Source organism: Pseudomonas oleovorans subsp. oleovorans, assembly GCF_002197815.1.
Lineage (GTDB): Bacteria > Pseudomonadota > Gammaproteobacteria > Pseudomonadales > Pseudomonadaceae > Aquipseudomonas > Aquipseudomonas oleovorans.
In genome coordinates, this window is sequence record NZ_NIUB01000020.1 from 1 (window position 1) to 12,684 (window position 12,684).

Below are 12,684 nucleotides of genomic sequence, written 5' to 3' on the forward strand. Positions count from 1 at the left end.
TTCATCATGGCTCAAGGCTAACGCCTTATCAGAAGTCGAATATACGGAAGCAGTCGTACCTAGGTTCAGAGGCAGATTATTTCACTGGCAAAACGGGAGGAGTCCATATACGGATGCAATCCGGGGCTTTGATATGAGGCCCCGGATTTCATCCGGGCTACGGTCTTTGTGTAGGAGCCGCGCCCCGCGGCGAATGCTGGTTACGCCGCAGGTCTTGCGCAGTGGCCGCGACCGCTTTCGCCCCGACGCGGGGCTCCTACGAGATCACTCGTATGGCTGATGTATTATCCGCGCACCGGGCATTTCCAAGGAGCAGCCGTGACCAGTCCCACCCCGCGCTACAAGGCCATCGAGGATTTTCTCCTCGAGCGCATTCACGGCGGCGCCTATCCGGTCAATCATCAGATTCCACCCGAGGAACAGCTGGCGCGCGACTTCGGCGTCAGCCGCATGACCGCCAACAAGGCGATCCAGAATCTGGTGCAGAAGGGTTATCTGGTGCGTCAGGCCGGGCTCGGCACCTTCGTCACTGACCGCAAGGCCGAGTCGCCTCTGCACGAGGTGATGAACATCGCCAGCGAAGTGCGCGGCCGCGGCCATGCCTACAGCAACGCAGTGGTGCGCTGCGAGGCCATCGCCGCCGATGACGAAGTGGCCCTGCGTCTGGGGCTGCGCCTGGGCGCCGAGGTGTTTCACAGCATCCTCGTGCACCTGCAGGACGGTCTGCCGATCCAGCTCGAGGACCGCTTCGTCAACCCGCGCTGGGTGCCGCATTACCTGCAGAGCGACTTCACCCAGGTCACCCCCAACGAGGTGCTGGTCGCCAGTTGCCCGATCTCGGATGTCGAGCATGTGGTTGAAGCGATGCTGGTGGATGCGCGCACGGCCGAGCTGCTGCAGATCGACCCGGCCATGCCCTGCCTGAGCGTGATCCGTCGCACCTGGTCGGACGATCACCTGATCAGCTATGCACGGCTGATCCATCCCGGTGACCGCTACAAACTGCGCTCGCTGCACAAACGCAGAGGCTAGGCTTTCCGCACATCCGTAGGAGCCGGCTTGCCGGCGATCCAGGGCCGTCTCCCGTCGCGGCTAAAGCCCCTGCCACTGCGTTCGGGGTCAGTCGCTGATCAGCTGATCCACTAGCGCAGGATCGTCGATAAAGCGATTGCGCGTGCCCTGCAGTACCTCGATCTTGTCGTTGCGTGCCTTTTCTTCGGCATCCGGCGGGTCCATGCGGTGCCAGGCCTTGTACATTGGCACCAGGCCGACGATGGGCAAACCGTATTCGATGTGCATGTAGAAGATTGCCCGGGCGATATTGCCCTTGGCTTCGTCACGCGGCTCTACCAGCTGGAAGCTGGTTTTCAGGTCGCAGCCGATATCGGCGAACTTGCTCGGTACATCATCGGCCAGTTCGGCGAACTGGGCATTGCGTCGCGCTAGCTCCACGCGGGTCAGCGCCGGGTAGTAGTTGTGCAGGTCGGCGGCGATGTACGGATAGCGCGGGTTCATGATGGTGCATTGGCGGTCGGTGACGCAGCGCATCGCGCTCTTGAGCTGCTTGCTGCTGTAGATAGGGCTGGCAGTGAGGGTGCCGCTTTCACGGGCGAAGGTCTGGCCGCAATAGAGAGTCGTGCCGCCATTACCGTAAAGAGCCTGCCAGAACGCCTGATCGATGGCCTGTTTGACGTCGCCCAGTTGGGTCTGGCCATTGGCCAGGGAGAAGCTGCTGATGCAGGTTGCCAGGCAACCAAGAAGCAAGGTGACTGCGCGCATACTCTAGCCCCAGTGACTGCCGTTGTCGGAGTCTGTTGTTTTTGTAGGACAAGATGCAGTCTAGCAAGACGTACGTCACAAAAAACATGGCCAAATGCTTTCTCCCAACCTGGAGTGGCCCGGGCAAAGTCAGACGGCTGACAGAGGGAGAACTCGTGTAAGCCATGGCTTACACGATGTCACGATTTTCGCCACTGTCGGTCGATCAGGTACGGGCGTACTCTGCTGCACATGGATTCAGCGCAGGAAGCGCCTAGACGAACAGGGACACGCTGGACAGCCGCCAGGATGGTGAGCAGATCAAGGATGTCAGGACAACAGTCTGCAAGGCCCCGCAATCGCGGGGTTTTCTTTTTTCTGGTCTAGAGATTTCAGCGGCCTGCTCAAGCTGCTCGTTGTTCGATGCGCAATTGCTCGAACCAATCCAGCGTCTCGTCCCACAGACGCTGCGCCGCAGGGCGGAAATACCCCATATGACCGATAGCGCCCAGGCCCTCTGCCTGCGAGTCGAGCGTGCGCGCCTGATAGGGCGCATTCACATAGGCGGCCATGAAGGCATCGCGCGAGGCCGGCGGTGCCCAAAGATCGTCCAGACTGTTGAGCGCCACCATCGGCGTGTTCACCTGGGCGAAGCGCTCGGCCAGCCCCGGCATCTGCGGATCGTCGAAGAAGTAACGCGGGAAGCGGCACCAGCGTTTCCACTGACGGTACACACCCAGCGGCAGATCCTCGCCCATGCCCAGTTTGCTCCAGGCCAGGTAGCCCTTGTAGCGCGTCATCAGCGGGCCGATCAGGCGCCACATGGCTAGTACGCGCACCTGCTCGGCCCTGGGCATCCAGCCGTGCCAACCGGCACCGGTACCGAAGGTGTAGAAGCCGGCGACCTGATCATGGTTGGGCAGCAGGCCAAAGGCGTGACCGCCGAACGAATGGCCGATCATGAACAGTGGGCGCTCGGCGTGCCGGTGTTGATCCACCGCGGCGGCCAGGTCGAGATGGGCCCAGTCCAGATACTCCATCTCGAATCCACGCAGGCTGTCTGGCTTGGATTGTCCGATGCCGCGGTAGTCCAGGGTCATGGTGTTGAAACCACGGCTGGCGGCGTGTTCGGCAAAACGGCGATAGAAACCTTGCGGCACCCCGGTGGCGCCGGCGATCAGCAACTGCGCCTGGGGGCGCTCGGCGTGATAGTGCGTGGCGGTCAGTTGATAATCGTCGAGGGCGAGCAGGGGCAGGGTTTCGCGGCGGATGGCTGTGTTCATGCTGGCGGGGACTCCGTGCGGTGCTGGCGGGTCAGGTGGAGCAGGGTGGCGACGGCCTGTTTCAGCGGCTCGCTGCTGCCGGCGACACGTGCTTGCAGCAGACCGCCTTCGTAGAGCGCGACGAACAGGGCAGCGAGCCCTTCTGGCTGTGGGTAACCGTGACGTTGCAACTGCTGCTGCAGTGCCTGGCGAATGGCGGCGAAGGCATTGGCCAGGGCTGCACGAATTTCATGATCTTGCGGAGCGCTTTCCAGGGCCACGGTGGCCAGCGGGCAGCCGCGCTCGAAGGCGCTTTCCTGCAACTGGCCAAGCGCGCCCTGTAGCCAGATAGTCAGCGCATCGAGTGGATCGGACTGACGCTCGAAGAGCGCAGCGAACGCCTGCTCGGCGCGCTGGCCGACACGCTCGATGGCGGCCACGGCCAGTTCGGTCTTGCCGTTCGGGAAGTGGTGATAAAGGCTGCCCTTGGGCGCATCGGCGGCAGCCAGCAGTTCGTTCAAACCAACGCCATGCAGACCCTTGCGTTGCAGGGCATCGATCATGGTGTCGATCAGTTTGTCGCGAGTGGTCTTGGTCATGGCGTGGATTATGTAGACCGGTCGGTCTAGCCGCCAGTGTCATTCAGGCCGCAGATGAGGGCATATCGGCATAGTGGAGCGCCGCCCAGCGGGCGGCGTGAGGTATCAGGCCTGCTTGGCTACCCAGGCGGCATAGGCGTCGATGAACTTCTGCAGGAACGGCTTGATGCCGTCGCTGAGTACGCCGTTCTCGTCGAAGAAGTTGCCGGCGCCACCGAGATAAGCCTCCGGCTGCTGCAGCACATGCACGTCGAGGAACACCAGGCACTGGCGCAGGTGATGGTTGGCACCAAAGCCACCAACGGCACCCGGCGAGGCGCTGAGCACGGCGCCTGGTTTACCGCTGAAGCCGCTCTGGCCATACGGACGCGAGCCGACATCGATGGCGTTCTTCATCGGCGCCGGGATCGAGCGGTTGTATTCGGGGGTAATGAACAGCACCGCATCGGCCGCCTTGAGCTTGCTGCGAAACGGCGCATAGGAGGCCGGAGCGGTATCGCCGTCGGCGTCTTCGTTGTACAGCGGCAGGTCGCCGATCTCGAGGATTTCCAGATTCAGCGAGGCCGGCGCCAGGTCGGCCAGCGCCAGGGCCAGTTTGCGATTGATGGAGGCTTTGCGCAGGCTGCCGACCAGTACGGCGACGTTGTAAGTCTTGCTCATGTGTACTCCAGAGGGTGTGGTGAGGAAGGAACAACCACTATAGACCCTGGATGTTTCAGCAGGTGCAGGGCACGCGCCTCGTCACTCGCCGAACGCGTCCAGCAGATCGTCGGCGAAGGCCTTCTGCGCCTCGCTGGCGGGATGGCCGCGATGGTTGGCCAGACGAAACTGCACGGTGAAATCCCACTTGCCGGGCAGCGCGCGCAAGCCGCCACGCTCTACCCAGGGCTGGGCGATGTGCTCGGGCAGATAGCCCAGGTGAGCACCGGAGAGGATGAACGCCAGGCTACCTTCGACCTGTTCGCAGCGCGCGCTGCTGCTGCCGCCTTGCCAGGGTTCGTCGGCTGCGATGAAGCGATAGGGATGCACCACGCGGTCGCAGGCCTGCAGGTCAGCGGCGCTCGGCGTCTCCCGGTCGAACAGCGGGTGCTGGCGGCCGCAGTACAGGCGCTGGCGCTCGTCGAACAGCGGCTGGTAGTCCAGCGCCGTCTGGCTGCCGGAAAAATAGCCGATGGCCAGTTGTAGCTGGTCCTGCAGCAGGCGCCGTTCCAGCTCGGCGGGCATGGCGCTGAGCAACTCGATCTGCACCGCCTGGTTGCGCCGGCGAAAACGCCCGATGGCCTCGCCGATGCGCTGCAGCACCTCGTCCGACAATGCTTCGGACAGGCCGATGCGCAGTTCGCCGAGTAGCTTGTCGGCCATGCCCTGGGCCTCGCCCTTGAAGGTCTCGATGGCGGCAAACAGCTTGCGCGTGGCGGCCAGCACCTGCTCGCGGTGCTGCAACCGAACCTGCGCTACATCGGCAATGCCCGGCAGATCGACGACCTGGCCAAGGGCGAGACCTGCCTGGCGCTGACCTACACCGGTGACGCCGGCATGGCCGCTGCGCGCGCTGCCGAGGCCGAGCAGCCGTTCGAGGTGCTCTACCGCATTCCGCGCGAAGGCACGCTGATCTGGTTCGACATCATGGCCATTCCCGCCGACGCGCCGCATCCGGGCAACGCCCGTGCGTTCATCGACTTCATGCTGCAGCCCGAGGCCATCGCCGAGCTGACCAACGAGCTGTTCTTCGCCAACGCCAACCGCGCCGCCACGCCCCTGCTGGACGAGGCGGTGAGCGGTGACCCGGATATCTACCCGCCCGAAGCCGTGCGTGCGCGCCTGTTCGCCGAAGAAGTGCTGAGCCTGCGCGAGCAGCGTCAGCGCACGCGCCTGTGGACAGACTTCCGCAGCCAGTACTGAGTCTGTAGGAGCGAGCTCTGCTCGCGAACATCACCGAAATGAGTATTCGACCATGGACCAAGCCTTCGACAACGACCAGGCCATCACCCGCGCCAGCCTCTACGGAACCGCCGCCGAGCCCACCTACGCCGGCATCACCAGCTTCATGCGCCGGCGCTACAGTCGTGACCTGACCGGCGTGGACCTGGCCATCAGCGGCGTGCCCTTCGACACCGCCACCAGCAACCGGCCCGGCAGCCGCTTCGGCCCACGGGCGATCCGCGCCGCGTCGACCCAGTCGGCCTGGGCGCGGCATTTTCCCTGGGAGTTCGATCCCTTCGACCTGCTCGCCTGCGTCGACTACGGCGACTGCCATTTCGACCACGGCACGCCGCAGGACACCCCGGCGCTGATCGAGGCGCACGCCACGCGCATTCTCGAAGCCGGCAGCGCGCTGCTGACCCTGGGCGGCGACCACTTCATCAGCTATCCGCTGCTCAAGGCGCATGCGAAAAGCACGGCACGCTGGCGCTGATCCACTTTGACGCGCACAGCGACACCTGGCCGGACGAGGAGGGCAAACGCATCGATCACGGCACCATGTTCTACCACGCCGCGCGTGGAGGCCTGGTTGACCCGGCGCGCTCGGTGCAGGTCGGCTTGCGCACCACCAACGACGACGTAATGGGCTTTCAGGTGCTCGATGCCCGCGAGGTGCACCGCAGCATCCCGGAGCAGATCGCCGAGCGCATCCGCGCGCGGGTGGGCGAGCATCCGGTGTACCTGACCTTCGACATCGACTGCCTCGACCCGGCCTTCGCCCCCGGCACCGGCACACCGGTGTGCGGCGGCCTTTGCAGCCATCAGGCGCTGGAGATACTGCGCGGTTTGCGCGGGATCAACCTGGTCGGCATGGACGTGGTCGAAGTAGCGCCGCCCTACGACAACGCCGAGGTCACCGCCCTGGCCGGCGCCACCCTGGCGATGGAGATGATCTGCCTGTATGCCGCGCGGCATAGGCTGGGTGAACGGACCTAGGGTGGAAATCGCTGTTTATTTCCACCTGGGGTATTCGCGCCAGCTACCCATGGTGGACCGGTGAGGCGTGGTCCACCCTACGCTCTAACCGGCGTAGCCCAATGTAATCCGGGGCGCGCCTATGCGAACTTCCCGGATTTCATTGGGCTACGTAATTGCGGCTTGCCACGCTTTTTGTGGGAGGGGCTTTAGCCGCGACTGTTGTGGGGAAGTGTTGCGGGTGGCGCATCGCTGGCAAGCCGGCTCTTACAGGGTGAGGTGCTCACCCCTGCGTCCCAGCCCATGCTGCGCCAGCTTGGCGTAGAACCCGGCGCGGGAAATGCCCAGGCGCTCGGCGGCCAATTGGCGATTGCGATCGGTTGCCGCCAGTGCCGCCTGCAACGCCAGGCGCTCGGCCTGCACCAACTGTTCGGCCAGGGTCTGCGTCGAGCTCATCATCACTGGCGCGGCGGGTATCGGCGCACTCGGAGCAACCGGATCGACCAGCAAACCACGTAAAACTTCGCCATCCAGTCGCCCATCGGCCGCCAACTGCGCCCGCTCCAGCAGGTTACGCAGCTCACGCACGTTGCCCTTCCACGGCTGCGCGCAGAGCAGGGCGAGGGCATCGTCCGTCAGCTCCATGGGCGCCAGGCCAGAGCGGTTGGCCAGGTCATCGAGCAGGTGTTCGATCAGCGCGGGAATGTCGCTGGCACGTTCGCGCAGTGGCGGCACGCGCAGGGCCAGCACGTTGAGGCGGTAGTAGAGATCATCGCGGAACTGCCCGGCGGCCACCTTGGCTTCCAGGTCGATATGGGTCGCCGCGATCACCCGCACGTTGAGCGGCTTGACCTGGTTGGAGCCGAGCGGCTCCACCTCCTGTTCCTGCAACACGCGCAGCAGCTTGGCCTGCAACGGCAGCGGCAGGTCGCCGATTTCATCGAGAAACAGCGTGCCGCCGTTGGCCACTTCGAACTTGCCGATGCGCGCCTTGCGGTCGGCGCCGGTAAAGGCGCCGGGTGCCGTGCCGAACAGCTCGGCCTCCACCAGGGTTTCCGGAATCGCCGCGACGTTGACCGCGACGAATGGCCCGTTGGCGCGCGCCGACAGGTTGTGGATGCCTTGCGCCAGCAGCTCCTTGCCGGTGCCGGTCTCGCCGCGGATCAGCACCGTCGCATCGAACTGCGCAGCACGGCGGGCCTGGCGCTTTACCTCACTGGCCGCGCTGCTGGCGCCGATGAATCCGGCGACGGTGTAGCGCGCACGGCGCGCCTTGGCCAGCTCGTGCTGGGTGGCGAGCAGTTGCGTCTGCAGGCTGGCGTACTTGGCCATCAGCGGCTTGAGATGGCGGGCGCGGTCGAACAGCACGAAGCCCAGCGCGCCGACCAGGGTGCCGTCCTCGTCGCGCAGCGGTATGTGGGTCACCACGAAGTGCTCGCTGCCGAAGGCCATCAGGTCGAGCATGCTCGGCTGGCCGCTTTCCACCACCTCGCGCAGGCGGCTGGCCGCCAGCACCTCCTCGATTTCCTTGCCCAGCGCCGTGCGCGCATCGGCGATGCCGACCTTCTGCGCGTACTTGTCGTTGATCCAGACGATGCGCGCCTGGCGGTTGACCGCGATGGTGCCCTCGCACTGCGCATCGAGGTGATCGAACAGCAGCGGCATGGCCACCGCGCGAAAGCGTTCGGGCGACACGCCGATGATCAGGCCGTGCTGGTCGAGGTCGTCGCGGGAAATGGCCATGGGGAGTGTCCGAAAATGAGATGCCGGTGATTATGGGCAGCGCCGATCAGGCCGGGCAACGTCAACAGTCATCAGACAATGGCATTCGCTGCGCGCTTCTGGAATAGTTGGGCGGCCGCGCGTAACCCGCCGGCACCTGCCGATCGCCCACAAGGCCTGCCCGGCAGCCGTGACACCTGCCGTGTCCCTTTCGCGTGCCGACCAGGCGCGCCAGGCGAGCCATCCGCTCGCCGCTGGATCCGCACCGCTTTGCCGGTGCCACAACGACAATGACCAAGATCCATACAAGGACGCCCCGATGAAACTCAAGCGACTCTTCTCCGCGCTCGCCGCCGGCGCTGCGCTGACCGCCCTGTGCGCCACCGCGCAGGCGCGTGAATACTCCGTTTCCACCGTACTGTCGGACGCCTTCCCCTGGGGCCAGGCCGCGCAGAAGTGGGCCGACCTGGTCAACGAGCGCTCCGAGGGGCGCATCACCCTGCGCGTCTACCCCAACGCGCAACTGGTCGCCGGCGACCAGACCAAGGAATTCTCCGCCATGCGCTCGGGCCTGATCGACATGGCCGTGGGTTCGACCATCAACTGGTCGCCGCAGGTGCCGGAGCTCAACCTGTTCTCCCTGCCGTTTCTGATGAAGAACGACGCCGACCTCGACGCCATCACCCATGGTGAAGCCGGCAAGCTGGCCTTCGCCGCCATCGAGCAGCGCGGCATCGTGCCGCTGGCCTGGGGCGAGAACGGTTTTCGCCAGCTGTCCAACTCGGCCAAGCCGGTGCGCAGCCCTGCCGATCTGGCGGGCCTGAAGATACGCGTGGTCGGTTCGCCGCTGTTCCAGGACACCTTCACCGCCCTCGGCGCCAACCCCACGCAAATGAGCTGGGCCGACGCCAAGCCGGCACTGACCACCGGCGCGGTGGACGGCCAGGAAAACCCGCTGTCGGTCTTCGACGTGGCGCGTGTCGACCAAGTGGGCCAGAAGTACCTGACCCTGTGGGACTACATGGCCGATCCGCTGGTGTTCGCCGTCAACCAGCGCGTATGGAAATCCCTGCCCGAGGAAGATCGCGAGCTGCTCAGCCAGGCTGCCATCGACGCCGGCAAGTGGGAGATCGAGCTGTCGCGTGGTGCTCAGGCCCAACGCCTGGCCGACGTGCGTGAGCGCGGCGTGGAAGTGATCGAACTGAGCGACGCCGAGCGCGCGGCCTTCGTCGAAGCCACCGCCAGCGTGCATGAGAAGTGGGCACCGCGTATCGGCGATGCGCTGATGGGCGCCGCGCGCAAGGCCGTGGCCCAGCCCTGATTCGTTTTATCTGACCGGAAGCTCCCTTAGTCTGCTCTGCTCCCCTCTCCCGCTTGCGGGAGAGGGGCCGGGGGAGAGGGCAGGGGGCGCCACTTCACGAGCGCATTGCTCCGGTCATTCGAGGTTCTTATGAGCAAGCCAATCGACGCGCCGCTGGAGCGCGTGCTCGCCACCCTGGCCCTGGTGATCATCAGCCTGATCAGCCTGGCCAACGTCGTGGTGCGTTATTTCACCGATGCATCCTTTGCCTTCACCGAGGAAATCTCGGTGTTCCTGCTGGTCATCCTCACCTTCGCCGGTGCTTCGGTGGCCATGCGCAGTAACCGACACATTCGTATCGGCCTGCTCGAGCGCCTGTTCCCGCGCCTGCGCACGCCGCTGATCCTGTTGCAGTGGCTGGCCAGCGTGCTGGTGCTGGGGCTGGTGTGCTGGTTCGGTGGTCAGTTCGCCTGGGAGGAATTCCAGTGGGATTCCGAGTCGCCCGGCCTCGGGCTGCCCAACTGGTGGTACGTGATCTGGCTGCCGATCCTGGCGCTGCTGCTGTTCGTGCGCCTGACCCAGATGACCGTCGATCGCCTGCGCGGGAGAATCAGTGATGAGCCCTGATCTCTGGCTGATCCTCAGTTTCGCCGTGCTGCTGGCACTCGGTGTGCCGGTGGCCTTCGCCCTCGGCCTGTCCGGCGCCATCGGTATCATCGCCGGGCTGTCGCCGGACATGCTCGCCACCCTCGGCACCAACACCTACAACGGCGTGGCCAAGTACCCGCTGATCGCCATTCCGCTGTTCATCCTCACCGGCCTGGTGTTCGAGAAAGCCGGTGTGGCGCTGCGGCTGGTGCGCTTCGCCCAGGCGGTGATCGGCCCGCGTCATGGCGGCCTGGCCATGGTCGCGGTGCTGGTGTGCCTGATCATGGGTGGCATGAGCGGTTCCGGCCCGGCCGATGCCGCCGCCGTGGCCATGGTGATGCTGCCGAGCATGACCAAGGCGGGTTATCCCAAGCCGTTCTCGGCCACGCTGATCGCCGCCTCGGCCTCGACCGCCATCCTGATTCCGCCGTCGATCGCGCTGATTCTCTACTCCATCGTGGTGCCGGGCGTGGACCTGCGCGCGCTGTTCGCCGCCGGCCTGTTCCCCGGCATTCTCGCCGGCCTGGTATTGCTGCTGCCGGCCTGGTTGCTGTCGCGCCACTACGGCTGGGAGTCGCCGGAGCAGGGCGAGCGTCCGCCGCTGGGCGAGAGCTTCAAGCAGGCGCTGCCGGCGCTGTTTGCCCCGGTGCTGATTCTCGGCGGCCTGCGCAGCGGCCTGTTCACGCCCACTGAAGCCGCCGTGGTCGGCGTGACCTACGGCGTGCTGATCGGCCTGTTCGTTACCCGCGAGCTGGACTGGCGCAGCCTCTGGCGCCTGTGTGGCGAGGCCGGGGTGATCTCCGGCGTGGTCATGCTGATCATCGCCCTGGCCGGCATCTTCGCCTGGGCCGGCACCATGCTCGGCACCTTCCGCCACCTGGCCGAATGGCTGATCTCGCTGTCGGACAACGGCTGGGTGTTGCTGGCGCTGGTGATGCTCGCGGTGCTGCTGGCTGGTATGTTGCTCGACGCCATCTCGATCTACCTGATCCTGATGCCGATCCTGATTCCGGTGATGCAGCACTTCGGCTGGAACCCGGTGTGGTTCGGCATCCTGCTGGCGATGAACATCGCCATCGGCCAGTTCACCCCACCGGTGGCGATCAACCTGATGGTCACGGCCGAGGTCGCCAAGATACGCCTGGAACAAACCGTCGGCTGGGCCGCGTTGTTCGTTGTGGTGATGTCCAGTGCCCTGCTGCTGGTGGCGATCTTCCCGGAAATCGCCCTGTGGCTGCCGCGTGTGCTGGGTTATGCTGTGTAAAACAGGCAAGGCCGTCTATAGTTGCCTGATGGTGCGCGGCGGGGAGCTGCGTACCGCTGAGGGCGGCGGCGCTGGGCAATAAAATGGGCGACGGCAACTATAACGATCACAGGGATGTAGGCGCAGGGCACTGCGAAGGGCTGCGCGAGTCGGGCAAGCGCAAGCTGATGCGCACCATCCTGCTCGCCACCGGCCTTACCCTGGGCGGCTTTGCCGTGCTGCAGGCCCTGGCCGGCAACTACCTCTTCGCCATCCTCGAAGTGCTGTGCACCGCCTTGCTGCTGTTCGGCGCCTGGCGCATCGAACGCGCTCGCCATCTGCACCTGTGGATCTACCTGTACCTGATCCCGACCTTCTGCTTCATCCTCTACATCATCGTCATGCCGGACGCCTCAGCGGCGGCGTTCGTCTGGCTGTACATGATCCCGCTGCTGGCCTACCTGCTGCTGGGCAAGCAGCGCGCCTTCCTGCTCACCGCGCTGTTCATGTGCGCCGGGCTTTTGCTGTACTTCACCGACAATCACCTGACCCTGGACGCACACGGCCTGATCGACCTGGGCAACGCCGCCCTGTGTGGCGTGCTGATCCTGGTGTTCGTGCATATCTACGATGGCTTGCGCATGCAGGCCTACGAGGAGCTGGAGCGTCTGGCGCAGACCGATTCACTGACCGGCGTGGCCAGCCGTGGCAGCTTCCAGCACGCCCTGCAACGCAGCATCCAGGATGCCGAACGCAGCAACGGGCATCTGGTACTGGTGCTGCTCGACGTCGATCACTTCAAGCAGGTCAATGATCAGTGGGGGCACGAGGCGGGCGATATGGCGCTGCAGCATATCTGTCAGATCCTCCAGCAGCGCCTGCGCGTGACCGACTTTCTCGGTCGTCTGGGTGGGGAGGAGTTCGGCCTGCTGCTACGTCATATCGACAGCACTGGCGCCGACCCGCTGGTGGACAAACTGCGTAAGCAGATCGCCGAACAGCCGCTTGAGTACGACGGTGAGCAGATCGCGCTGTCCGCCACCTTCGGCCTGGCCACCTGGCCCGTGGACGGCCGCAGCGCCGCCGAGCTCTACCGCGCCGCTGACCGTCGCCTGTACAGCGGCAAGCGGCGCGGACGCAACCAACTGGTCAGCGCCGACCTGCCAGCCGAGCTGTTGCTGGATAAGTTCGATGTGCGGCTGTGACTGCGCGCGGTGCTGCGCTTGCTGATATCAATTTCAGATACGAAAAGCC

General features: G+C 65.0%; 11 protein-coding genes and 2 pseudogenes. 7 read left to right on the forward strand and 6 right to left on the reverse strand.

Features of this window, described 5'->3' with window-relative positions; translation table 11 throughout:
• Positions 1-318: 318 nt before the first annotated feature.
• Positions 319-1,032: a histidine utilization repressor gene (gene hutC / locus PSOLE_RS13205; RefSeq protein ID WP_083393716.1), complete on the forward strand. Its 714-nt coding sequence runs from the start codon at positions 319-321 to the stop codon at positions 1,030-1,032.
• Between the two features lie 87 nt (positions 1,033-1,119).
• On the opposite strand, the gene PSOLE_RS13210 is transcribed toward hutC, so the two are convergent.
• The 5 genes from PSOLE_RS13210 to PSOLE_RS13230 all read right to left on the reverse strand — a co-directional run bounded on the left by PSOLE_RS13210 (position 1,120) and on the right by PSOLE_RS13230 (position 5,062).
• Positions 1,120-1,779 carry an endonuclease gene (locus PSOLE_RS13210; RefSeq protein WP_074856521.1) on the reverse strand — a complete coding sequence of 220 codons (660 nt, stop codon included), beginning with the start codon at positions 1,777-1,779 and terminating at the stop codon, positions 1,120-1,122.
• A 383-nt stretch (positions 1,780-2,162) separates the two neighbouring features.
• A complete protein-coding gene (locus PSOLE_RS13215; protein WP_074856518.1) occupies positions 2,163-3,041 on the reverse strand; it encodes an alpha/beta hydrolase family protein in 879 nt (292 codons plus the stop codon).
• Complete coding sequence (locus tag PSOLE_RS13220; protein WP_074856516.1) at positions 3,038-3,619, reverse strand: TetR/AcrR family transcriptional regulator; 582 nt, start codon at positions 3,617-3,619, stop codon at positions 3,038-3,040. Before PSOLE_RS13220 ends, PSOLE_RS13215 begins: the two co-directional genes overlap by 4 nt.
• Before the next feature lie 105 nt (positions 3,620-3,724).
• Complete coding sequence (locus PSOLE_RS13225) at positions 3,725-4,279, reverse strand: NADPH-dependent FMN reductase (RefSeq protein WP_017675752.1); 555 nt, start codon at positions 4,277-4,279, stop codon at positions 3,725-3,727.
• Between the two features lie 81 nt (positions 4,280-4,360).
• A complete protein-coding gene (locus PSOLE_RS13230; protein ID WP_244597224.1) occupies positions 4,361-5,062 on the reverse strand; it encodes a substrate-binding domain-containing protein in 702 nt (233 codons plus the stop codon).
• Between PSOLE_RS13230 and PSOLE_RS13235 the strand changes: the two are divergent.
• A pseudogene (locus tag PSOLE_RS13235) lies at positions 5,039-5,521 on the forward strand (extracellular solute-binding protein); the annotation flags it as partial. The gene PSOLE_RS13230 and the pseudogene PSOLE_RS13235 overlap by 24 nt on opposite strands.
• A gap of 145 nt (positions 5,522-5,666) precedes the next feature.
• A pseudogene (gene speB, locus PSOLE_RS13240) lies at positions 5,667-6,538 on the forward strand (agmatinase).
• 246 nt (positions 6,539-6,784) lie between these two features.
• On the opposite strand, the gene PSOLE_RS13245 reads toward speB, so the two are convergent.
• Positions 6,785-8,260: a sigma-54 interaction domain-containing protein gene (locus tag PSOLE_RS13245; protein WP_074856513.1), complete on the reverse strand. Its 1,476-nt coding sequence runs from the start codon at positions 8,258-8,260 to the stop codon at positions 6,785-6,787.
• A 298-nt stretch (positions 8,261-8,558) separates the two neighbouring features.
• On the opposite strand from PSOLE_RS13245, the gene PSOLE_RS13250 reads away from it, so the two are divergent.
• The 4 genes from PSOLE_RS13250 to PSOLE_RS13265 all read left to right on the forward strand — a co-directional run bounded on the left by PSOLE_RS13250 (position 8,559) and on the right by PSOLE_RS13265 (position 12,635).
• A complete protein-coding gene (locus tag PSOLE_RS13250; protein WP_074856510.1) occupies positions 8,559-9,560 on the forward strand; it encodes a DctP family TRAP transporter solute-binding subunit in 1,002 nt (333 codons plus the stop codon).
• 129 nt (positions 9,561-9,689) lie between these two features.
• Entirely contained in the window at positions 9,690-10,166 is a 477-nt protein-coding gene (locus PSOLE_RS13255) for a TRAP transporter small permease (RefSeq protein ID WP_074856507.1), read from the forward strand.
• The gene (locus PSOLE_RS13260) at positions 10,156-11,451 is read left to right on the forward strand and encodes a TRAP transporter large permease (RefSeq protein WP_074856504.1); all 1,296 of its coding nucleotides are present in this window, start codon (positions 10,156-10,158) and stop codon (positions 11,449-11,451) included. Before PSOLE_RS13255 ends, PSOLE_RS13260 begins: the two co-directional genes overlap by 11 nt.
• Before the next feature lie 83 nt (positions 11,452-11,534).
• Positions 11,535-12,635, forward strand: coding sequence for a GGDEF domain-containing protein (locus PSOLE_RS13265; protein WP_074856501.1), 1,101 nt, complete (start codon positions 11,535-11,537; stop codon positions 12,633-12,635).
• Positions 12,636-12,684 lie beyond the last annotated feature (49 nt).